Annotated in this window: 20 protein-coding genes, 1 pseudogene and 1 riboswitch; of the genes and pseudogenes, 6 read left to right on the top strand and 15 right to left on the bottom strand. The window is 37.5% G+C overall.

Annotated features, from left to right (window positions below; all coding sequences use genetic code 11):
• The first annotated feature begins 3 nt into the window (after positions 1 to 3).
• Positions 4 to 1,155 carry a type II asparaginase gene (locus EP737_RS15500; protein ID WP_129728877.1) on the top strand — a complete coding sequence of 384 codons (1,152 nt, stop codon included), beginning with the start codon at positions 4 to 6 and terminating at the stop codon, positions 1,153 to 1,155.
• 433 nt (positions 1,156 to 1,588) lie between these two features.
• On the opposite strand, the gene EP737_RS15495 is transcribed toward EP737_RS15500, so the two are convergent.
• From EP737_RS15495 to EP737_RS15485, 3 genes are all read right to left on the bottom strand, one after another.
• Positions 1,589 to 1,798: an alpha/beta-type small acid-soluble spore protein gene (locus EP737_RS15495; protein ID WP_129728876.1), complete on the bottom strand. Its 210-nt coding sequence runs from the start codon at positions 1,796 to 1,798 to the stop codon at positions 1,589 to 1,591.
• Positions 1,799 to 2,015: 217 nt separating this feature from the next.
• A complete protein-coding gene (locus EP737_RS15490) occupies positions 2,016 to 3,221 on the bottom strand; it encodes a replication initiation protein (protein ID WP_246040275.1) in 1,206 nt (401 codons plus the stop codon).
• Positions 3,222 to 3,865: 644 nt separating this feature from the next.
• Positions 3,866 to 4,102 carry a hypothetical protein gene (locus EP737_RS15485; protein WP_129728875.1) on the bottom strand — a complete coding sequence of 79 codons (237 nt, stop codon included), beginning with the start codon at positions 4,100 to 4,102 and terminating at the stop codon, positions 3,866 to 3,868.
• 357 nt (positions 4,103 to 4,459) lie between these two features.
• Here EP737_RS15485 and EP737_RS25670 point away from each other — a divergent pair, with 357 nt between their 5' ends.
• Together EP737_RS25670 and EP737_RS15480 are read left to right on the top strand one after the other, a co-directional pair.
• Complete coding sequence (locus EP737_RS25670) at positions 4,460 to 4,627, top strand: hypothetical protein (RefSeq protein ID WP_165350819.1); 168 nt, start codon at positions 4,460 to 4,462, stop codon at positions 4,625 to 4,627.
• A 401-nt stretch (positions 4,628 to 5,028) separates the two neighbouring features.
• Positions 5,029 to 5,487, top strand: a complete 459-nt coding sequence (locus EP737_RS15480) for an N-acetyltransferase (RefSeq protein ID WP_129728874.1) — start codon at positions 5,029 to 5,031, stop codon at positions 5,485 to 5,487.
• A gap of 237 nt (positions 5,488 to 5,724) precedes the next feature.
• Here EP737_RS15480 and EP737_RS15475 read toward each other — a convergent pair whose 3' ends face one another.
• Entirely contained in the window at positions 5,725 to 6,102 is a 378-nt protein-coding gene (locus EP737_RS15475; protein WP_129728873.1) for a peptide-methionine (S)-S-oxide reductase, read from the bottom strand.
• A gap of 91 nt (positions 6,103 to 6,193) precedes the next feature.
• A riboswitch (SAM riboswitch) is annotated at positions 6,194 to 6,307 on the bottom strand.
• Positions 6,308 to 6,884: 577 nt separating this feature from the next.
• On the opposite strand from EP737_RS15475, the gene EP737_RS15470 reads away from it, so the two are divergent.
• Positions 6,885 to 7,286, top strand: a complete 402-nt coding sequence (locus tag EP737_RS15470; RefSeq protein WP_129728872.1) for a hypothetical protein — start codon at positions 6,885 to 6,887, stop codon at positions 7,284 to 7,286.
• 329 nt (positions 7,287 to 7,615) lie between these two features.
• Here the strand turns inward: EP737_RS15470 and EP737_RS15465 are convergent, their stop codons facing one another.
• Positions 7,616 to 7,891 (bottom strand): ArsR/SmtB family transcription factor, encoded by a 276-nt coding sequence (locus EP737_RS15465; RefSeq protein ID WP_129728871.1) that lies wholly within the window; start codon positions 7,889 to 7,891, stop codon positions 7,616 to 7,618.
• Between the two features lie 130 nt (positions 7,892 to 8,021).
• Positions 8,022 to 8,117 carry a hypothetical protein gene (locus EP737_RS26925; RefSeq protein WP_425455916.1) on the bottom strand — a complete coding sequence of 32 codons (96 nt, stop codon included), beginning with the start codon at positions 8,115 to 8,117 and terminating at the stop codon, positions 8,022 to 8,024.
• 356 nt (positions 8,118 to 8,473) lie between these two features.
• Between EP737_RS26925 and EP737_RS26280 the strand changes: the two genes are divergently transcribed.
• The gene (locus EP737_RS26280; RefSeq protein WP_246040274.1) at positions 8,474 to 8,854 is read left to right on the top strand and encodes a hypothetical protein; all 381 of its coding nucleotides are present in this window, start codon (positions 8,474 to 8,476) and stop codon (positions 8,852 to 8,854) included.
• Between the two features lie 282 nt (positions 8,855 to 9,136).
• Here EP737_RS26280 and EP737_RS15450 read toward each other — a convergent pair.
• Positions 9,137 to 9,343, bottom strand: a pseudogene (locus tag EP737_RS15450) (transposase); the annotation flags it as partial.
• Positions 9,344 to 9,374: 31 nt separating this feature from the next.
• Here EP737_RS15450 and EP737_RS15445 point away from each other — a divergent pair.
• A complete protein-coding gene (locus EP737_RS15445) occupies positions 9,375 to 10,217 on the top strand; it encodes an ABC transporter ATP-binding protein (protein WP_246040273.1) in 843 nt (280 codons plus the stop codon).
• Positions 10,218 to 10,328: 111 nt separating this feature from the next.
• Here EP737_RS15445 and hprK read toward each other — a convergent pair whose 3' ends face one another.
• The 8 genes from hprK to EP737_RS15405 all read right to left on the bottom strand — a co-directional run bounded on the left by hprK (position 10,329) and on the right by EP737_RS15405 (position 21,133).
• The gene (hprK, locus tag EP737_RS15440) at positions 10,329 to 11,252 is read right to left on the bottom strand and encodes an HPr(Ser) kinase/phosphatase (RefSeq protein ID WP_129728870.1); all 924 of its coding nucleotides are present in this window, start codon (positions 11,250 to 11,252) and stop codon (positions 10,329 to 10,331) included.
• Positions 11,253 to 11,665: 413 nt separating this feature from the next.
• Positions 11,666 to 12,940 (bottom strand): RNA-guided endonuclease InsQ/TnpB family protein, encoded by a 1,275-nt coding sequence (locus EP737_RS15435; RefSeq protein ID WP_129728869.1) that lies wholly within the window; start codon positions 12,938 to 12,940, stop codon positions 11,666 to 11,668.
• A gap of 18 nt (positions 12,941 to 12,958) precedes the next feature.
• Positions 12,959 to 13,087 carry a hypothetical protein gene (locus EP737_RS26580; RefSeq protein ID WP_281278901.1) on the bottom strand — a complete coding sequence of 43 codons (129 nt, stop codon included), beginning with the start codon at positions 13,085 to 13,087 and terminating at the stop codon, positions 12,959 to 12,961.
• A gap of 671 nt (positions 13,088 to 13,758) precedes the next feature.
• Entirely contained in the window at positions 13,759 to 14,904 is a 1,146-nt protein-coding gene (mmsB, locus tag EP737_RS15425) for a multiple monosaccharide ABC transporter permease (RefSeq protein ID WP_246040277.1), read from the bottom strand.
• A gap of 85 nt (positions 14,905 to 14,989) precedes the next feature.
• Positions 14,990 to 16,525, bottom strand: coding sequence for a multiple monosaccharide ABC transporter ATP-binding protein (gene mmsA / locus EP737_RS15420; RefSeq protein WP_129728866.1), 1,536 nt, complete (start codon positions 16,523 to 16,525; stop codon positions 14,990 to 14,992).
• Between the two features lie 90 nt (positions 16,526 to 16,615).
• Positions 16,616 to 17,695 (bottom strand): multiple monosaccharide ABC transporter substrate-binding protein, encoded by a 1,080-nt coding sequence (gene chvE, locus EP737_RS15415; protein ID WP_129728865.1) that lies wholly within the window; start codon positions 17,693 to 17,695, stop codon positions 16,616 to 16,618.
• 352 nt (positions 17,696 to 18,047) lie between these two features.
• Positions 18,048 to 19,325 (bottom strand): response regulator transcription factor, encoded by a 1,278-nt coding sequence (locus EP737_RS15410; RefSeq protein ID WP_129728864.1) that lies wholly within the window; start codon positions 19,323 to 19,325, stop codon positions 18,048 to 18,050.
• A 32-nt stretch (positions 19,326 to 19,357) separates the two neighbouring features.
• The gene (locus EP737_RS15405; protein ID WP_129728904.1) at positions 19,358 to 21,133 is read right to left on the bottom strand and encodes a cache domain-containing sensor histidine kinase; all 1,776 of its coding nucleotides are present in this window, start codon (positions 21,131 to 21,133) and stop codon (positions 19,358 to 19,360) included.
• Positions 21,134 to 21,169 lie beyond the last annotated feature (36 nt).

Raw genomic sequence — 21,169 nt, 5'->3', positions numbered from 1 at the left:
TTAATGAAAAAACTAACAACAAAGAAAAAAGTTGCCCTTACCACACTAGCATTAATGTCTTCTGGAATTATAGCTATCTCAGCAAATAGTACCTATGCATCAAATCCTGTTGAAGCTAAGTCGGCTACAACATCTAATGCAAAAGATTCTAGTAAGAAAGAGACCCCTGAAATTAAAATTTTAGCAACAGGTGGCACCATCGCCGGAACTGGCTCTACTTCGACTCAAACCACCGGCTATCGAGCTGGGGTCTTAACTCCAGATCAACTGTTGGAAGCGGTTCCGTCACTAAAGGATATTGCTAACATCTCCACTGAGCAGATAGCAAGCATCGATTCTGGTACAGCTAATACCAACGCTGTGATGGTCAAACTGGCAAAGGAGGTCCAAAAAACATTGGATGATCCAAAATGTGACGGTGTTGTCATTACTCACGGTACGGACACCATGGAGGAGACTGCTTACTTCCTCAACCTTACTGTTCATTCTGACAAACCAATTGTCATGGTCGGTTCAATGCGTCCTTCTACAGCACTCTCTGCTGACGGTCCGTTAAACCTGTATAACGCTGTAGCACTTGCTGGTTCTAAAGAAGCTCATGACAAGGGTGTCTTGATCTCTATGAATGGCAAAATTGGAAATGCTCGCGACATCTTTAAAACGAGTACAACCGACGTTGATGCTTTTAATAATCCAGAACTCGGTATCCTAGGGTATATGCAAGATGGTAAACCATACTTCTACAACCTGCCGATTAAAAAGCATACCGCAGAATCCGATTTTGACATTCGCAATATTACTGAAGATAGTCTGCCGCGTGTTGATATTGTTTATTCACATGCCAATGATGATCGAGTCCTGGTTGATGCTGTGGTTGCAGCAGGGGCAAAGGGAATTATTCACGCTGGTACGGGTAATGGTTCCGTCCACGAAAAAACACTTCCGGGTCTACAAGATGCTGTGAAGAAGGATGTTGTTGTTGTTCGTGACACTCGTGTGCCGGAGGGTATGGTTACTCATGAACAAATAGACACAGATAATGAGTTCGTCAATTCTAACAACATTAATCCTCAAAAAGCTCGTATCTTGTTGATGTTAGCACTCACTCAAACTAAAGATCCAAATAAAATTCAAGAGTATTTCAATGAATACTAAGGATCGGTCCGGCTATCGGCAGTAGTTCTGGTGCAAACACTTCAGAAGAGAGATTAAAGAGGTAAAACATTCCCTATTGGAATCTATTTGATGTCGGAAGACCAAATAGTTGCTGAATAAGGTTCATTTGATTTCGGACAGACTTCTCCCTTGGAGAGTTTGTCCTTTTTGCATCATACTTGATGGCATGAATATAGACCAAACTCGTATAGAGCGGGGCACTCTCCGTTTTGCCAAACCAAATACGCGAATATACTCATGCATACTTCACCAAGAGCTTTTTATCTTAGTACTTAACCCGTTGACATACTATCATAAAATAGATGAGAATAAGAGTTGATTCACTTACTAGAGGGAAAGATTATAGCCCCTACTCGTTGTAGACCGAAAGTCAAATAGTCACAGCAGGGGCTAGTAGGATTGAAGAATAATCTTAGGAATATCTGTTTACTCCACCGAGCTGTTGCTCAGCCAATGCTACCAAACGCTTTGTAATTTCTCCACCCACAGACCCGTTCGCACGTGAAGTTGTCTCAGCACCGAGTGTGATACCAAATTCCTGTGCAATTTCGTATTTCATTTGGTCAAGAGCTGCTTCTGCATTTGCTACTAGTACTTCATTGTTATTGCTTCTGCGTGCCATAATATATCACCTCCATTTGTAATTGTAGCATTCACAAACATTTCAATATTTATGTATTATTTAAAATAAAATTTGTTTTATAACTTATATATTTTTCAAACTGGAAATAACACAGCAAATGAAATTACAAAAATAAATACTGGCCCTCCCCTCTAGAAAGCCAGTATTTTTGCATTCTGTTTGACGTATTTATAACTCTCTTTGCTTTATGACAGTTTCACCATTTTCTCCGAGAGTGTTTACTCTTATTATGTTGAATCTGAACGTGTAATTCCTGCATAAAGTGTTCCTGTTCTTGTTCCCAAATCGTAATTGCTTCCTCTTCTGATAGGTGCTGCATAAGTTTTCTAACTACTGCATCCCTGATAAACCAATCTGGGAGCAACTCACTACTGCGGGCATATTCTGCCTGTATATGTTTTAAAGCCTGATACACTTCTAGGTTTTGAGGAGAAGGATTGGGCGGACTCTGCTGAGAGACATCCTCAGCTACTTTATTTTGCAGAATACGCGTAATATAACCTATTGGATTTTCAATTCCTGTTTGAAAACGGAACTCCTCTAATACCTGCAAAACAGTATCTTCCCCATACTTGCTCCACTGTCTCAAAGTCTGATCCTGCAGAATAAACCCTTGCTGCATCGCCACACGTTTTGCCCGTTCAGAGAATGTGTTTGCCGCTTGAAATTCAGATAAACGTTCCTCAAATATACGAGTAGGTTTCTCTCCAGATGTACGACCACGAATAATAAACTTAACTCGATCTACCTTTCTTCCTGTTTTGTATTCTGCAATATCAAACTGAATATCTGTTTTATCCTTCAATTCATTTTGTGCCGGTACTAAAATGCGTTGCTTGAAATTTCCATAGGCCGGATAGATATCATCCGCCCCCAATATGTTCCGCAAATCATCCAGTGTAAACATCCGCTCCCGAATTTTCTCATATTGCTTGAGCAGCTCATATAAACGAATCGCATAGGAGCTTTTTAATTTCACGACATTTTCGAGCCGGTAACTTGTGAAGTTCTTTTTTAATTCTAACAAAAATGGTCGAAGAAATGGGTCAAACCGAACGTCTATCGTCCCTTCTTGTTCGTTATAACTGACATATGAAAGCCAGGCTACCTGCACAACCTTGTTATTGACACGTACTTCAAAAACCTTACGCATTAATTCTTTAGTAATTTTCCGTAATTCTGTGTATTTGGGTGATCCTTTTAATCCAATCAGTTTATGGAATTCTTTAACGGGAAACGTATAGGTCTTAAAGTCCGAATCATTGGGTTGAATGTTACTCGCCACACAAAGAATGATCTTTTGTTCAACTAGTCCGAGTCGATAATTCGCCTCAATTAATAAATTGGATTTCGTTACAAGATTCTTCACGTCCATAACAGTAGAGATTGTTGCAGCATCCATGGGCACCATCCTTTCTTACCCCGCTGTGATACTACCACAAGTATAACTACTTCAAAGACATGTTATACTTACACATCCAAAAATAACCAGAATTAAGACTAGAAATGCAATGCACCATTTTTGTTATAGATACATACGAAACGAGGACGGAAAAAGAAGGAAAAATGGGATAGCGATAGAGGTCAAACCAAAAATGTTATAATTCGCAGTAGCACCTCCCCCATCAGCACCATTTTTGTTAGAATTCAAACCATTTTTGTTATACTTAACTGAAAACTGGAGGCTTTTGCACCATTTTTGTTAGACCTTCACCATTTTTGTTATACATACACCAGTTATGTTATAGATACATCAAAAATGTTACAGTTTAAACCATTCTTGTTATAGACGCCGAACCAAGTCTGTTAGAGAAAGCACCAACTTTGTTATAGCTGACACCAATTTTGTTATCCTTCACACCATTTTTGTTATAGAATGTGCGAAAAAGCCTTGCCAGTATTGAACACTTGGCAACCGAAAACAAAAAAACAAGTGAAAACAATTAAAACAAAAATAAAGAAGAAAACAGTTAAACATAAAAGGTGGAAATGATACACAAAAAAGCCCCATTAACTCCTCTTACAGAATTAATAGGGCTCTATGTACTACTCTTCTTTTTCCAATAACCTTTTATATCGATTTACTATCATCGTTTTTATCAATATGGAGGAACCGTATAACATAATCAGTACAACAGGTACTCTAATATTAGCTGGTGAGGAGGAGAATAAAAAAGCACTGATACTTAAAGCAAGCACAATAAATCCGCTAATAGTTTGTTTCTTCTTTGTTCTTTCTCCTTCTAGATTATATAAACAGGATTCGATAAACTTTTGTTTCATACCTTCACTCCTTTCCTATTTCCTGCATACATCACAATGAGATCCACAATTTTGGGGCCACTAACGTTATAACCAAAATAAACATAGATCTATACTTTAAGCTTGTTCCTCACTTTGCATATTTTGGATGATCAGACTTCTTATGCAGTATACATAAAAAAGATAGTATGTACTACTCTTAGATTTCATCTAGAAAACAATTCCCTAAAGAGCATCGTGCATTCTCTATGTTGTATATACAAATGAATTTTTAGATTGGTTTTATAATCGAGCGAAATAATGAATTGTATTCAACTTCCTCTTTCGCATAATTCCTTCTTAAATATAGAAAAATAAGAGAAAGAAAAGGGGTGCATTATGAAGGAAAAAAAAGAACCGCAATTCAGAAGTGGTGAGCTAGCAAAAAACGAGCTGAAAGGACATTACGGAATGGACCCCGAAGTCAGCCTCCAGTCTGTTAATTTTGCTACGACAGAAAACCCATACTTAAATGAGCATTACCAAGAAGATTCCAAAGAAAATTAAAGAAAACTCGCCGAGTGGCGAGCCGTTAGGCGAAGACAGAGGCGTAGTTGCACTTATACTGTATTCCTAAAATTTCCGACTACGTCGAATTTGCTTCTAGCTGGAAATTTATACTTTCTTGCAGTGGAATAAAGAGCGGGAACACCCGCTCTTTTTACCCTTTATTCGTTAGCTTAGTTAAATATCTTTGTTAACTTTAGCCAAAGAAATTAGACCTCAATCGAGCAAATTTGTCCCCTTCCCTTTCAGAAGAAAAAATGATCTAAAAAAGAAAAATCATGGATTATAAGGATTGTATAATAATTCTTCATGATGTATATTTATTACAGATTAACTAAAGTTATATAGTTTTAATTTAACATAACAAGTAATATATTAATAACACTTCAGGGGGATTTCCTATGCTAATTCGAAAAGCAGTTATGAGCGATACAGAAAGTATCTATAAATTAATATCAGAGTATGCCAAAGAAGGAAAACTTTTAGCGAGAACTTATGCCTCCATCTATGAAGATCTGCAAAGTTTCGTTGTGGCTGTTTTAAATAACGAAGTGGTTGGGATTTCCAGCTTGACAATCCTTGACCGGAATTTAGCAGAGGTAAGATCATTAGCTGTCAACCCTGCTTATGTCGGAAAAGGGATCGGAAAAGCACTGGTAAAGCAAATCATTAAAGAAACAGGAAACTTGGAAATTACTAAGCTAATTTCCTTAACGTATCAAATTGAATTTTTTTCAAAATTAGGGTTTAATCAGGTGGATAAAAATGAATTACCTCAAAAAATGTGGAAAGATTGCATAACCTGCCCTAAACTGCATTCTTGTGATGAAACCGCGATGTTAATGAATGTTTTACCTTAGGGTATCCCTAAATGCTTCTGTTTTGAGGTGCATTTTTAAAGAAAACTCGCCGATTGGCGAAGGTAGAGGCATAGTTGCACTTACACCGTATTCCTAAAATTTCCTACAGTGCAAGATAGAGTGAATCTTGTATATGCCTAAAACATAAATGCGGTGCTTCCCCTGCTAAAGGAAAGCACCAGGTTGTTGAAGAAAAAATGTACTCATGACACATTGTAGTGCTACTGTAAAGTTTTATTAAGATATTAACTTTATCTCTTCTAGGCTATTTGTATATTCCCATACCGGGGTAATTTCTGTAATAACTTCATCTTTAAATAGGTGTTTTAACTCATTTTTCTTTTGTTTAGCTACTGTTAATTGCTGAATATCAGAAAAGAAAATAAGTGATTGATTTTTAATTTGCTTATCTCCTCTGGATGTCGGGTTATGCAAATCAAAAAACAATTCTAGTAATTCATTATAAGATACTTTCCAAGGATTAAACCATATTTCTACTATGTCTACATTTTTCCCTTTTAGATGTCCTGTTTGAATATATTCAATACCACGAAAACTTGTAATAAAAGCTTGTTGACTAAAAAATTCACTTGCACCAAATACTGCTCTCTCCATTTTGTTTCGCTCCTTTGAGCGATAAGCCTTCTTTCTCCATTAAAAAACCTCTCTTTAATCTAAAGAGAGGTTAGTATGATTACATACATTCCTCTCATCTTTCAAAGGTTAAACCTTTGCAGGAATTAGCACCGTTCAAGTAATATTTTAACTTGATGGTTGCCGGGTTTCATAGGGCCTGTCCCTCTACCACTCTGGATAAGAAGTTTATCGCTATTTATTTTTTAACTATTTGTTGCTATTAACGATATCATCTATTTATCTAAAATTCAAGTAATATTTTAAGAAAACTCGTCGAATTGGCTTCCAGCTAGAAATTTATACCTTCTTACAGTGTAAAAAGTAAAACCCTGGATCTAGTGACTCTATTTCAAAGTCACACTTAATAGCACTATTACTATTTTCACTTCTATGTTACCTACGTAAAATAAATAGTCCCTTATAGAAAAATTGGTTACATAATCATCTCATTTCCATAACATTCCTTATATTACACTTTTTCTTTGTTATTCTATAACTCAGCAACACCCCCTTATCCAAAAAAGAGAAGGAGCGTGTTAATCCTATGAGAAAACTTAATAGCAAAATTAGGACAAGCTGCCCAAAAGCACAGATACTTATTACGCCATCACTAAATCTGATGCAAAAATAATTTAGTAGAAACATAAAATAATAATGCCTATGAGCTTTGCGATTATGTATGATTCATTTTCTAATTTCCAGAGTATATCAGAATAAGTAAACAGACCTTCGATTAAAAACGATTTAAGGAGATGAAAAAAATGAAAGCTCCCGTTTTTGAAAAGAGACCATTTGCTAGGATACACTCAATTTTGACAAGTCAAGGATTTACGAAGATTGGCTGGAATCAATCGATAAAGTATAGAGTGAAATTACGGGATTGTTCCACTGAATCCATTTATTGGTTAGAGATTCCTGTTGATCAATACCCACAGGAGCCGAATCAGGCCAAACTTGGAAAACCATCCTTGCTTGGAGAAGAAAGGATTCCACAATCCATTAGGGAAGCCACGGCAAGTAAGCTATATGAAATTGCTGATTATTTGAAAAGTCCAATGGAGGAAAAAGAGAGCCATAGCTTGAACCAAACGGACCATAATGGTTCAATGGCTCAGAATGAGGAAGAGATCAAACGGCTTGGCAAGGAAATGGAGTCAATGTAAACGCATACAGAATTGTACGAAAATGGATGGATTCCTAATCCTATCCAGTATGAAGACAAAAAATGAACATTCTACAATACCAGTCATGGATTGTAGACAAAAACCGGCAAGCCTATTCAGGCCTTGCCGGTTTTGAACAGTCTGCTCTCATTATCTTTTGAATCTATGTCATCTACAAATATCGCATTATCTACTAACCACTGGCCATTATTAGTATCGCATACCATATAAAGCATAACAAAATCCTCTCCTTCTGCTAAATGCTTTGCAGAATAAAAAGCGAACCGCCGTAGCGATCCGCTTTCGAATAATTTATTTGAAAATAGTACTTAAGCACTGACTATCGCATCAAGGATGATTTCTACTCGCTTGTCTTTTACCTCATAGTAAATCTCCAAGCCTTTGCGTGTTCCTGATACAACATTAACAGCCTTCAATTTCGATAAATGCTGGCTAATTGTACTTTGTGGCATTCCAAATTCTTCATAAAGAGAAGTTACATTTAACGGACCTTTTTTGATCATGGACTTTACAAGTGCAAGTCTTACAGGATGGGCAACTACTTTTAACATTTCAGCACTATCCTTAAATTGCTCAATATTCATTTCATTATCCCCTTTCCTTCTATTTATTTTTTTATTACTATAAAATAATATTAAGAAAATATTAATAACTCAAATATTTCCAAACAACTTTTTTCGATTTAATTCAGTTAGATACTACTTGATTTCTTCCTTAATTTTTATCTTTATATAATGAATCGTCAGCTTTACACAATAATTCTGTTGCATCATCTGTACTATCAGGATATGTTGCCACTCCTATAGAAATCGTGATATGTATTTTTCATCCATTCAGTAATTCTTTGATGCATCCGAATTAATTAATGTTTGATCGTATTATTGATATGCTTTTGCAATGAATAAAATCATAAATATTAGTAAAAATGAGTTGGTTATCAGCAAAGTTACAACAAAAATCATAAAATAGCCGTTTTGGTCAACTTATGCTCCTTAATGTGCATACGACAAAAAAGATGGCTCAATAGGCCATATCTTTAGTAGGTTACATAATCGCATATTATTGGTAGTTAGTCTACCTAATTTTAAAGGAAGATAAGCTCCTTTATTTTCTTTAAGCATATTATGTAAAGTACTATGAAAGATTTATAAAGAGTAGGTGAAAACATGGCATTAAATTCTAAACGTATTATTGGCTTCCCTGGCATGGGCATGGGCATGGGCGGCTTCCCTGGCATGGGCATGGGCGGCTTCCCTGGCATGGGCATGGGCGGTTTCCCTGGCATGGGCATGGGCGGTTTCCCTGGCATGGGCATGGGCGGTTTCCCTGGCATGGGTATGGGCGGTTTCCCTGGCATGGGCATGGGTGGTTTCCCTGGCATGGGCATGGGTGGTTTCCCTGGCATGGGTATGGGCGGTTTCCCTGGCATGGGTATGGGCGGTTTCCCTGGCATGGGTATGGGCGGTTTCCCTAGCATGGGTATGGGTGGTTTCCCTGGCATGGGTATGGGTGGTTTCCCTGGCATGGGCATACCAGGTATGATATAACTTTCATTTGTAATACTTTATATCGATATACAGATAATAATACGTATAATTTCTCTAAACTTTCTTAATAAAAATGAGTTGGCTATCAACAAAGTTGTAACAAAAGGCTAAAATAGCCGTTCTGGTCAACTTATGTTCTAATATGCATACAAGTCAAAACCACCCGTGAGAACGGGTGGTTTGCTCTACGGCTGAAAGCCTTTGTTACTGACCAACCCCTAAAGGGGCACTGAATGGTTCGCTAATTGTACTACTTTTACTGGCCAGACCTAAAGGCCTCCATTATTTCTTTCGTTGATTTCTCCTTACCTCCTCACCAGTGAATGGATCAATGTATTCCATAAAACTGAGTTGTTCTGCCACTATATCATCTTGTATTTGATGTCGTATGTATTCCTCTATCACCTTTTTATTTCTTCCTACTGTATCTACATAATATCCAGTACACCAAAATTTTCGGTTCCCGTATCTATATTTCAAATGTGCGTGATTTACTACAGTAGTAAATTCAGTTTCTAATATGATAACATTGATTCCTACGATTGCTAAAGGACTGGAATCTGTAAACTCCATTGGCGAGATTTTAACTGCTGGAGAGGTAGAAACTCACGAAAACAAGCCAAAGCTTAATCAAGTATATGGGAATTTTTCTTTACAACACATCAGTTACCGCTATCCACATACCAATCAAAATATCCTCCATAATTTAAACTTAGAGGTTAGACAAGGAGAAACTGTTGCTTTTGTCGGGGAATCCGGTTCAGGTAAGTCAACAATACTAAATTTACTCATTGGATTTATTCAACCTACTGAAGGAAACATTCTTTTAGATGGAAACGATATGACCTCGATTGATTTAAGGTCTTTTCGAAATCACTTAGCAGTGGTTCCCCAGACAACGATTCTATTTTCTGGAACCATTCGTCAGAATATTACCTATGGCATGCCCTCTGTTACAGAAGAAGAACTAAAAAGAGTTTTAATAGCCGCAAATTTATGGGATGTCATTAAGAAACTCCCTGATGGCTTGGACACGAAAATTGGGGAACACGGGGATAAACTTTCCGGTGGTCAGCGACAAAGGATATCCATCGCAAGAGCATTGATACGGAACCCAAAGGTGATTATTTTAGATGAAGCCACTTCTGCATTAGACAGTCATTCTGAGAGAAAAATCCAGGAAGCTTTAGACATTTTATGTCAAGGCCGGACTACTTTTATTGTGGCGCACCGTCTTTCAACGATCCGTAATGCTGACAAAATCGCTGTCATCGAAAATGGGCATTGTGTAGAGTTCGGTACGTATGATGAATTAATGACTAAAAAAGGGAAATTTTACGAGTTAAAACAACTTCAAATGTAAATTTACCTAATAGGTTATAAATTTCTGTTTTTTTAAGAGAAAACAAATCCCTTCCATGTAGACGGTATGTTTTTTCATACTGTCTACATAGAAGGGATCATGCACTGGATCCTACCAGTTAGAATCAGATTCCAGCCGCCTCATGAACTCTTCTGCAGCACTGTATCCTTGCTGCTTCAGCAGCCAGTTATTTGCCGCAGCTTCAATTAACCCTGCCACATCACGACCAGGTTGGAGCTGAATCTCAATATGGGGAATTTGAACGCCCATATACTCTGTAAATGTAGGTTCCTGCTCCAATTCATTATTCAGGGAATTTTTCTCCCATTTTGTTAATTCAATATCGAGCGCGATCCTCGTTTCATCCTGAAACGCTTTTCTTCCATATAAGCGGACCACATTCAACAGCCCGACACTGCGCAGGGCAAGAAACTCCTTCGTTTTCCCATCATGAGTACCGAGAATCGTTCGTGGACTGAGCTTTTTCAACACGACAAGATCATCAGCCACTAGCCTATGACCTCTACCAATCAATGTGTGTGCCGTTTCGCTTTTGCCAGCACCTGATTTTCCTCGAAGTAAAATGCCGATTCCATACACATTGACACAAACTCCGTGGATTGCGATTTCTGGAGCTAGCGTTTTTATCATATAAGCATCAAGTCTCGTAATAAATTCAGAAGTCGTTTGCGGTTCATTTGTACATAACAACGGAATTCCCTCTTCTATACAATACTGAGTCAAATACGTTAGCCCTTCTTGCCCAGCGGTAACGATAAAGCAAGGTGGGTGGTATTTGACAATATTACCTATTCGCAACTGACGCTCCTCTCTGCTTAACTTATGCAAATACGTAATTTCCTTTCTTCCAAGTATTTGAACACGTTCAGTTGGAAAAAAATCAAAATGACCAACGAATTCCAAACCCGGACGATGAGACTGTGGTTGTGTAATCGTTTGTTGTAGTCGATTTTCCCCGGCTAATACTTTCAATGCAAACTTTCGAACTAAATTTTCAACAGTTAATACTTTCATGTCTATGACACTCTCCGTCTTTAATCATTCTCTGAATCTTGATTATACTTAAAAAAAGAAAAAATTTCCTTAGTATTTATCACCAAACAGCTTAGCTGCATCGCTATTATCACCTAATACAGCCTTAGTTGTTCCTTCTATACATTTTTTATGAGAATAGCTATTCCTAAAATAATAACCGCTCTAGAAATTCTACTCAAACCTACTTAATTCCGCAAAATTGAATAGGTTTATCGCACCGTAGCATTTTCTTTCTCCCCACTCAAAACCTGAAGCAGTGCGTGGTTTTGGTGGCAGTCTGTGTAAAAGACAAATGAGCCTTTTCATACGCCCAAATGGGGACGCTTGTTCCAGAATCAGTATAGTTAGTCTAAACGCATCTTTGATGCTCCTAACTAGCCTAAGCGAGGCAATTATAAGTGATTTGACATCCAAGAAATTTTTCTTCCAAATACAGCGTAACTCGTAAAAGAAAAATGATTGAGTTTATGTTTGTATGCGTTGATATCAAGGAAATAACCAGCCTTTTTTCCGATATTTACAGCTGAATTCGTATCCCTGTTTAATATTGTTTCACACTTTTCACATGTAAAGTTTCTGACACCGGGGTCTTTTTTCTTCATATGACCACAAATACAGCACTCTTTCGTAGTGTTTCGTTCGTTGACCATGATATAGTGTTTTTGTAATTTAGCAGCTACCCATTCCAAGATTTTTCGGAACTCACCTATTTTTTCTTGGTTCAACATACTTCGTTTCATGTTGTCAAAACGAGTTGTTCCATTCGTGGGAGTGTAGTCACCAATGATAACAAGGTCATATCTTCGATATAATTCATGTGCAATGGAATACAATGCCGTCTTTATTTGTTCTCGACGTTTATGATACGCAATGTTTAATGCTTTGTTTACTCGATTCCACCTAGTGCTATGTACAGTATAAGAACTTCCATGCTTTGTTTTTCTTTTTTTATAATTTTTTTCGCAAACATCACGAAGAGATTTTAACTTATCAATGGTTGTATCCCAATACTTTATCATTTGCAACTTTGTAAATTCAATAGAGTTCCCTTCATGATCAACTCCTACAAAGAAATTCTTATGGTTGGGGTCCAAAGCAATCCAAGAAATATCTTTTGGAATCTCCATTTGTTTTTCTTCCAACTTGGGTTTTTCAGATTTCTTTCTTTTTTCTTTTTTCGCTAGATTACATTCTTTTCGATAGGCAGACATCACCCCTTTACATGCCAATTCTTCTTGAGAACAACGTTCCACTGTAAAAATAGCGTAAAACTTATTTCCTTGTTGCTTACAAATCCGAAGTGTTTTAAACACTTCGCCTTCTTTTAAAACAACCGTTTCGCCTAATGTACCAATAATAGAAGGATTCCTTTTCCTTTTTTCTTTTGGTAATCCAGGTATGTCTCCTAACGAAATGGAAAGTTTCGTACCATCACGCTGAAGTTCCCATCCCTTATTAGGCTCGTCATAGATTAAACTATACCACTTTTTCTTCCAGCTTCTAAAATGAGGATAACCTGTATTTCCTTTAAAAAATGATGTAAATGCTTTTAAAAGTCGTTCCGCAGGGTCTTTTAAAACAGATGAAAATACAGTGTTTAAAAAAAGATGTTTCCCCTTTAATGAAACACCATAATTGCGCAGATTTCGACCTTCTAATAATTTCAACTCATTATTATTTTCCTTCTAATCTTTCTGACAAGCAGTCAATAACTGATTGTAAAGCCAGTTACATATTTTACTTTGCCCATCCAACATATATTCTTCTTCTCTTGTAAAACATACAGGGACTTTTTTATTATACGTTAGACTCATAGTTTCACCTCCTTTCGATTTAGAACACGTGTTCTTAATTCCATTTTATTGTATTTTTACCAAAATTTCAACAATAAAAAATCTACTCAAAGAAAAGTTAGAAACGAGTAGATTTGATTCATTTTAATTAAACTGTTTTTATGCCCCGCTAAACTATTTCTGTCAATCTAAAACTGACTAAAACACTACATTTCTCCATAAACTAACAAAAATGATTCGAGGTGAGTAAATGGGATTCTTTAGCGTATTCTATAACTGGCAGGTCCAAAGATATGAAAAACATAAGTCTGAAATGCAATCACTAGGCAAATGTCCTGATTGCAGAGGGAAAGGGATGATTTCCGTTGCTCCTGCATTCAACGATGTTTATATCTCTCCCTATGAATGCTCTAACTGCAATGGGAGTGGCTTATATTCTGAATGGATTGGACGTCCTTAACGTGTAATACATCACCATCCCGATGGTAACAATCCGTTTGGAACACCTTTTAAAAAAATAAGGGTCCTGCTATTTTTGCAGGACCCTTCAGTCAATTTTGAGTATTCGGTGCAGCTTCTATGATCTTTTTAATAGCTTCCCTTTCCTATGTTAGCTAGCTTTCGTCTACTGAAATGCTCCACTAACTCTACAACTAGAAAGTTTCCAATAAATGCAATCTTTGCACCAGTACCTAAGAAGCTTTGTTTTTATTATAAATATCAAACGCAACCGCTGCCAATAGGACTAAGCCCTTGATTCCTTGCTGCCAGTCAATTCCTAAGCCAAGCAATGACATACCATTATTCATAATCCCCATTACTAGTCCGCCAATAATAGCGCCTGCAACTGTACCAATTCCTCCATAAGCCGATGCTCCGCCAATGAAGCAAGCAGCAATAGCATCTAACTCAAATAAGTTTCCAGCTTTCGGTGTTGCAGCGTTTAAACGGGCTGCAAAGATAAGTCCAGACAGGGCAGCTAGCACTCCCATATTTACAAATACCCAGAATGTGACACGCTTTGTTTTGACCCCTGATAATTGTGCTGCTTTTTCATTTCCGCCAATCGCATACACATGACGGCCTGCCTTTGTTTTATTCGTGACAAATCGATATGCTACAATTAACACAGCTAGGATTATTAAGATATTTGGAATCCCTTCGTACGTAGCAAGAACGTACGCAAACACATTTATAATAGCGACAATGGCAACAAGTTTAAGTGCAAATAATCCTGTTGGCTGCACAGCAAAATTGTACTTTCTTTGTGTTCGTCTGCTCTTTATTTCATTGAGTACTAGAATTACAGATAATATAACACCTAAGACAAGCGTAAATACATGAATTGTACCTCCACCGAACAAATCAGGAATAAAACCGGAGCTTATTTTTTGAAATGACTCCGGAAATGGAGCAATCGACTTTCCCTCGAGAACAATCATTGTTAATCCTCGAAATAAAAGCATCCCAGCAAGTGTTACGATAAAGGATGGAATTTTGACATAAGCTACCCAAAATCCTTGCCATGCTCCGATGAGAGCACCTACTAGCAACGAAATAATGATAGCCAGAACCGGAGAAACTTGGTGGTCGACCATTAAAATAGCAGAGATGGCTCCTACAAATGCAGCGATTGAACCGACTGATAAATCGATATGACCCGTAATAATCACGAGTACCATTCCAATAGCCAATACTAAAATATAACTATTTTGCAAGATTAAATTCGTAATGTTTAGTGGTCTTAATAAAATCCCGTCGGTTAAAATTTGGAAGAGAAACATAATAAAAACAAGTGACATAATCATACTATACTGTCTCATGTTGTTCGCAAGCATTTTGGTTAACGGTTTTGTATTTGTTCCCCCACCCGTACCCGTGTTATTCTTAAATACCTTTTCAATGAATGTTTGCATATGTGTCCTACCCCCTAATCTTGCTCTTTGTCATATACTTCATAATACGTTCCTGAGTCGCTTCCTCACCATTCACCTCACCGGTGATTCGTCCCTCACTCATAACATAAATTCGATCACATATTCCTAGAATTTCAGGGAGCTCAGAGGAAATGACTAAAACTCCTTTTCCTTCCATTGCTAATTGATTAATGATGGTGTATATTTCATATTTTGCACCTACATCGATACCGCGGGTCGGCTCATCCAAAATCAAAATATCCGGTTCGGAGAAAATCCACTTGCTTAATACAACCTTCTGTTGATTCCCACCGCTTAAATTTCCTGTTTTTTGATAAATACTTGGTGTTTTTATTTTCATTTTCTCCCGGAAGCGCTCAGCTTCCATAACTTCTTGATTTTCATTTAGGATAAATTTATTTACTATCTTATCTAAGCTTGCTAATGATATATTCTTCTTAATATCATCCATTAAAATGAGACCATTGCCTTTTCTGTCTTCTGTAACGTAAGCTATACCTTGCTTGATCGCCTTATTCACATCGTCCAAATGTACTTCTTTACCGTTTTTAAATATTTGCCCGCTTATTTTCTTGCCGTATGTTTTACCGAAGATGCTCATTGCGAGTTCTGTTCGTCCTGCCCCCATTAAACCGGCAATTCCTACAATCTCACCCTTGCGGATATGAAAGTTTATATTATCAAGCACTTTTTGATCCGTATGCAAAGGATGATGTACATTCCAATTTTTAACCTCAAATATCGGCTCTCCAATTTTCGGTTCCCGCTTCGGATAACGGTTCGTTAAATCTCTTCCTACCATGCCCTTTATGATTCGATCCTCTGTAATGTTATCTCTTTTCATATCCAAAGTTTCAATCGTTTGCCCATCACGCAAAATTGTAATAGAATCCGCAACCTTTGATATTTCATTTAACTTATGAGAAATAATAATAGCTGACATCCCTTGCTTTTTAAATTCTAATAATAAATTTAATAGATTTTCACTATCATCTTCATTTAGGGCAGCAGTCGGTTCATCTAAAATTAACAGCTTCACTTCTTTCGATAACGCCTTCGCAATTTCCACCAATTGCTGCTTCCCAACACCAATATTCGTAATTAACATGTTGGGCGCTTCATCTAGTCCTACCTTTTGCAGCAATTCACGTGTCTGTACTGTTGTTTCATTCCAATTAATAACGCCGTTCTTTGCTTGTTCATTCCCTAAAAAAATATTCTCAGCTATTGATAAATAAGGGATCAATGCTAATTCTTGGTGAATAATCACAATCCCTAATTCTTCACTTTGCTTAATATCTTTAAATTTGCAGACATTGCCTTGAAAGAAGATATCGCCTGTATAGCTTCCATGGGGATATACACCACTTAGCACCTTCATTAAAGTGGATTTCCCTGCACCATTTTCACCGCATAATGCGTGAATTTCACCTTCTTTTACCTTTAGGTTTACATTTTGAAGTGCTTTAACTCCTGGAAACTCCTTCGTGATATTCCGCATTTCTAATATAATTCCTGACATCTTATCACCACACCCTCAAAATTTGATGAAATGATTTAGCGACCATCACCCGATAGCTACTAAATCATTTCATTCCAGACGATTTACGCTTTATTTTCCGAGCTCTTTTTCTGTGTAGTAGCCACTGTCTACTAATACAGATTTATAGTTTGCAGCATCAACAGACACTGGTTCTAGCAGATAAGCAGGCACTACCTTTTTGCCATTGTCATATGTTTTTGTGTCGTTTACCTCTGCTTCTTTTCCTTTTAATATTGCATCTACCATCGCAACCGCTTTCTTAGCCAGTTCTCTTGTATCCTTAAATACCGTTTGTGTTTGTTCACCAGCTATAATAGATTTCACGGAAGCCAGCTCAGCATCTTGACCAGTGATTACAGGCATTGGCTTATCCGCTTTTCCGTATCCAACACCCTTTAGAGAGGAAATAATACCGATACTAATACCGTCATAAGGAGACAACACAGCATCTATTTTTTCAGTTGTATAGTGGGCACTTAATAAATTGTCCATTCTCGCCTGTGCAACTGCACCGTCCCAGCGTAATGTTGCGCCTTGCTCAAATTTAGTTTGACCACTCTTTACGACCAATTTTCCAGATTCAATATACGGCTTTAATACTGACATTGCCCCATCAAAGAAGAAGTAAGCATTATTGTCATCAGGTGATCCTGCAAATAACTCGATATTAAATGGGCCTTTTCCGTCTTTTAAGCCTAATTTCTTCTCAATATATGAACCTTCCAGAACTCCTACTTTAAAGTTATCAAATGTTGCATAGTAGCTAACATACTTACTATTTTTGATCAAACGATCATAAGCAATTACTTGAATATCCTGTTTGTTTGCTTTTTCTAAAACATCTGTTAATGCTTCACCATCAATTGGAGCAACAACTAAAACGCTTACACCCTTGGTAATCATATTTTCGATTTGGGATACTTGGTTCTCTACTACATCCTCTGCATACTGCAAGTCTGTTTTGTATCCCAATGCTTTAAATTCCTTTACCATGTTTTCTCCATCATTTACCCATCGCTCTGATGATTTTGTGGGCATTGAAATCCCTACAAAACCACTATCTCCTCCACTGGTTCCTTTACTTCCTCCGCATGCTGCCAATGAAAATACTATGACTGCTAACAGCAATACTGACAACAACTTCCTCATCTGTTTATCCCCCTTTATCTCTATCATTTGCCCATCGGAAGTAGCTTCCCTGATGTAACTTGAATATACCATCCCGTCATTTTTTGGTCTTTTTAATAAAATAACTCTTTTTATAAAAATTTAACTTAAATTAAAACGCTTTCAAAAATAAAGCTTAACGAATCCTTCCCAGCCCTCTCCCCTTCTTCAAGCAGCGTTAGCTGGTAAGTTAGGGTAGGCCATGACAAGGCTTAAAATAAAAAACAGACCGAATTTCCGATTCGGTCCGTCTTCTAATCATCGTCTAAATTATGGGTACTGTTTCATCCATCCACGAATCTATATTCACAACATGTATCTTTCATCCAACCATTTACCCCTCGATATTGTGTGCGATTTTCTTATCAATAGTTACCGTAAGTTCTTTTCTAATCGGTTCGTCATATAAAAAGCCTGAGCCTTTTCGATACTGATTAGGTGATACTCCCATGACTTTTTTGAAGGCTGTACTGAAGTAATGCTGTGTATCATAGCCCACCCGTTCAGCAATTTCAAGAATCGATAGATCAGTATCATTCAACAGCTGAATTGCCTTTTTCATTCGCAGCTCGGTAACCAATCCCACAAACGACCTCCCCAATTCTTGCTTAATCGTCCTGCTCAAATAAACAGGAGATGCCTGCAGAGACTGTGCTAACAATTCCAATGTAAGATCAGGATCGGAAAAATGGTCATGAATAAACTTTTTCGCACGACGAACCATTGGAGAAATACGTGACTCCTTATCAACCAACCCTTTGCAACGTTGATAAAGTTCTGTAATTGCTGTCAATCCGTCCTGAATCGGTTCAAAGTACAGATTCACTGTAACTCGCAAATATTCCTTAACTGCTTTTTCAATTTCAAACAGAGTATCTGTAGGCACATGTGCCCAAACACATACGATAATGAGTCCAGAATGATCGCAAAATAGGACTTTCTGAAAGGGCTGAAGCAATTCCGAAACAATATTTTCAATAGAAAATAACAGCATTTTTCTATCATTTTCTTTCACTAGTGGTGTAGTGGTATAAAATTCGGGACAGTGAATGATACCGAATTGCTGCGGACATTCTGCAGGCAGCTGTAAAAACCGAAGTTGCTCCAATATTTCTGCCTCTTTCATATGTCCTTCAATCCATTCCAAACAAAAGCGCTCTTGCAGCAACGGAAAATTTTTTGTAATTTGTGTTTCTGCCATTTTTAAATAATCATCCTGCTGTGCTGTAGCTTCTAATTCTTTGCGTATGTTCTCCAGCAGATTCTTTAATTGTTCAGGATTTGCCGGCTTAAGAATATAATCAGTAACATGTAAGCGTACTGCTTCTTGTGCATACGTAAATTCATCATGTCCTGTAATAATGACAATCTTACATTGCGGACGCTTTTCTCGGAGATTCTTAATTAAAGTGATGCCATTCATAATGGGCATATTTAAATCGGCAAGAAGAATATCAACAGAATGCTCTAATACAAGCTCTAACGCTTCCTCTCCATCTTCAGCCTCTGCTACCACTTCCATTTGAAGTGCTTCCCAGTTTATTGCTTCACGAATCCCCTCTCGAATAATCGGCTCATCATCTGCAATTAACACTTTCCAGGTTTTCTGCAAGAATCTTCACTCCTTTTCCGTTCCCTCGATCCTCACTTCTCTCTAATAATCGGAAGAATTGCTGTAACTGTTGTCCCTTCCCCTTTTTCACTGTCAATGGATAAACCATAGGCATCACCAAACGTCAGCTTAATTCTAGCTTGAACATTCATCATCCCGTATCCTAAATTTTTAATCTCCCGATTCTCCTCATCCATATTAAGAGCAGTCGCTAATCGTTTTCGAAGAGCATATAAAATTTCGTTCGGCATCCCGGATCCGTCATCAGTAACACGAATCATTAGTTGTTCATTATCCTCCTTAGCTTCTATAAGAATGTGACCAGGACCCCTTCGCTCTTTAATTCCGTGATAAATAGCATTTTCTACAATCGGTTGTAATACGAGCTTTAAAACAAATATATCTTGAATATCTGGAGCAATAGCTAAGGTATAATTCAATTTATCTTTGTATCGAGCTTTTTGAATTTTTAAATAACTGCAGATGTGCTCTATTTCCTCCATAAAAGGAATGATATCGTTACCTTTGCTTAGTCCGATGCGAAATAACCTGGATAGCGATTCCACCACTTCAGCAATATCCTCTGCTCCTTTTTTACGTGCCATCCAATTAATCGTATCTAGTGTATTGTAAAGAAAATGTGGCTTAATGTGGGCCTGCAGACTGCGCAGCTCCGCTTCCCGCTTTTGACGCTCTTGCAGTTCCGTTAGTACAATCAGCTTGTTGATTTGGGTTAGCATGTTGTTAAAGCTGCGGCCCAACAGCCCAATTTCATCCTGACGATCCCCTTCATATCGAATCATTAAATTACCTGCTTCTGCTGTCTGCATAAATGACATCAACTGACCGATCGGCCTTGCCATGGAATACGATAAATAATATGACGCACCAATTCCAAACAAACAAACGAAGAAAACAAAACTAATGACATAGAAATGAACTTCTTTTACTTCTAACGCTGATTCGTCCGAGGAAAACACTCCGACTGTCGTCCAGTTAGTAAAAGATGAATTCTGATAAATAAATTGCAGCTCGTTCCCATTTACCTCTTTCGAAAATGTTCCGGATGCAGCCTCTCTTAGCCACTGAATAGGAATTTTGTCAATAAAGGGTTGTGTTGGAGAATAGATGTTTTTTCCATTTTCGTCAATTACCGTCAAATAACCTGATTTTCCTAAGCGAGCGTCCTTTGTCGCTTCTGCGATTACTCTAAGCTTTAAGTCAATTAGTACGACGCCCTGCACTTGCTGCGTGTCAGGATCCAAAATAGCCCGTACAACTGATACCACCTCGTTATCCTTATAGTTAGCATGGCTGGTTACATTTCTATTAACCGGATGCCCTATGAATTTAGAAATTCCGGCATTTCTTATCGCCTCTTGATACCATGATTCTTCCGTAAGACTTTTCGAAGAGCGAGCATACATTTCATTACTAATATAGGCGCCATTTTTATTAACTACGAGAATACCTGCTATCTCTGGATATAAGGTTGTAAACCCCTGTAAAAATTGCAGTGTACTATACTTATTATTTATTTCCGGTCCTTGCCTCTCGTCATTCTCTTCTAGAAAGCGCTTTATTTCTGGATTGAATGAAATTAAATAACTAATATTTTGCATATTGCTGGCGTAAAACTCCAAGGTTTTATTCACTTGACCAATTAATTGAAAAGTATTTTGCGTTACTTGCCTCTCAATAATGCGCTCTACCGTCCATCCAGTTAGAAATCCCAGTCCCATGGACGGGAGAATACTGATAACTAACAATAGACTAATAAGCTTATATCTTATAGGGAGATTATTCATTTTAAATGACTTTATTCTTTTCAACTATTATCCCTC

The organism is Ectobacillus funiculus, from assembly GCF_004138295.1.
GTDB classification, from domain to species: domain Bacteria; phylum Bacillota; class Bacilli; order Bacillales; family Bacillaceae_G; genus Ectobacillus; species Ectobacillus funiculus.
Note: the sequence above shows the minus strand (reverse complement) of the source record. Positions and strands in the feature narration are given on the sequence as shown.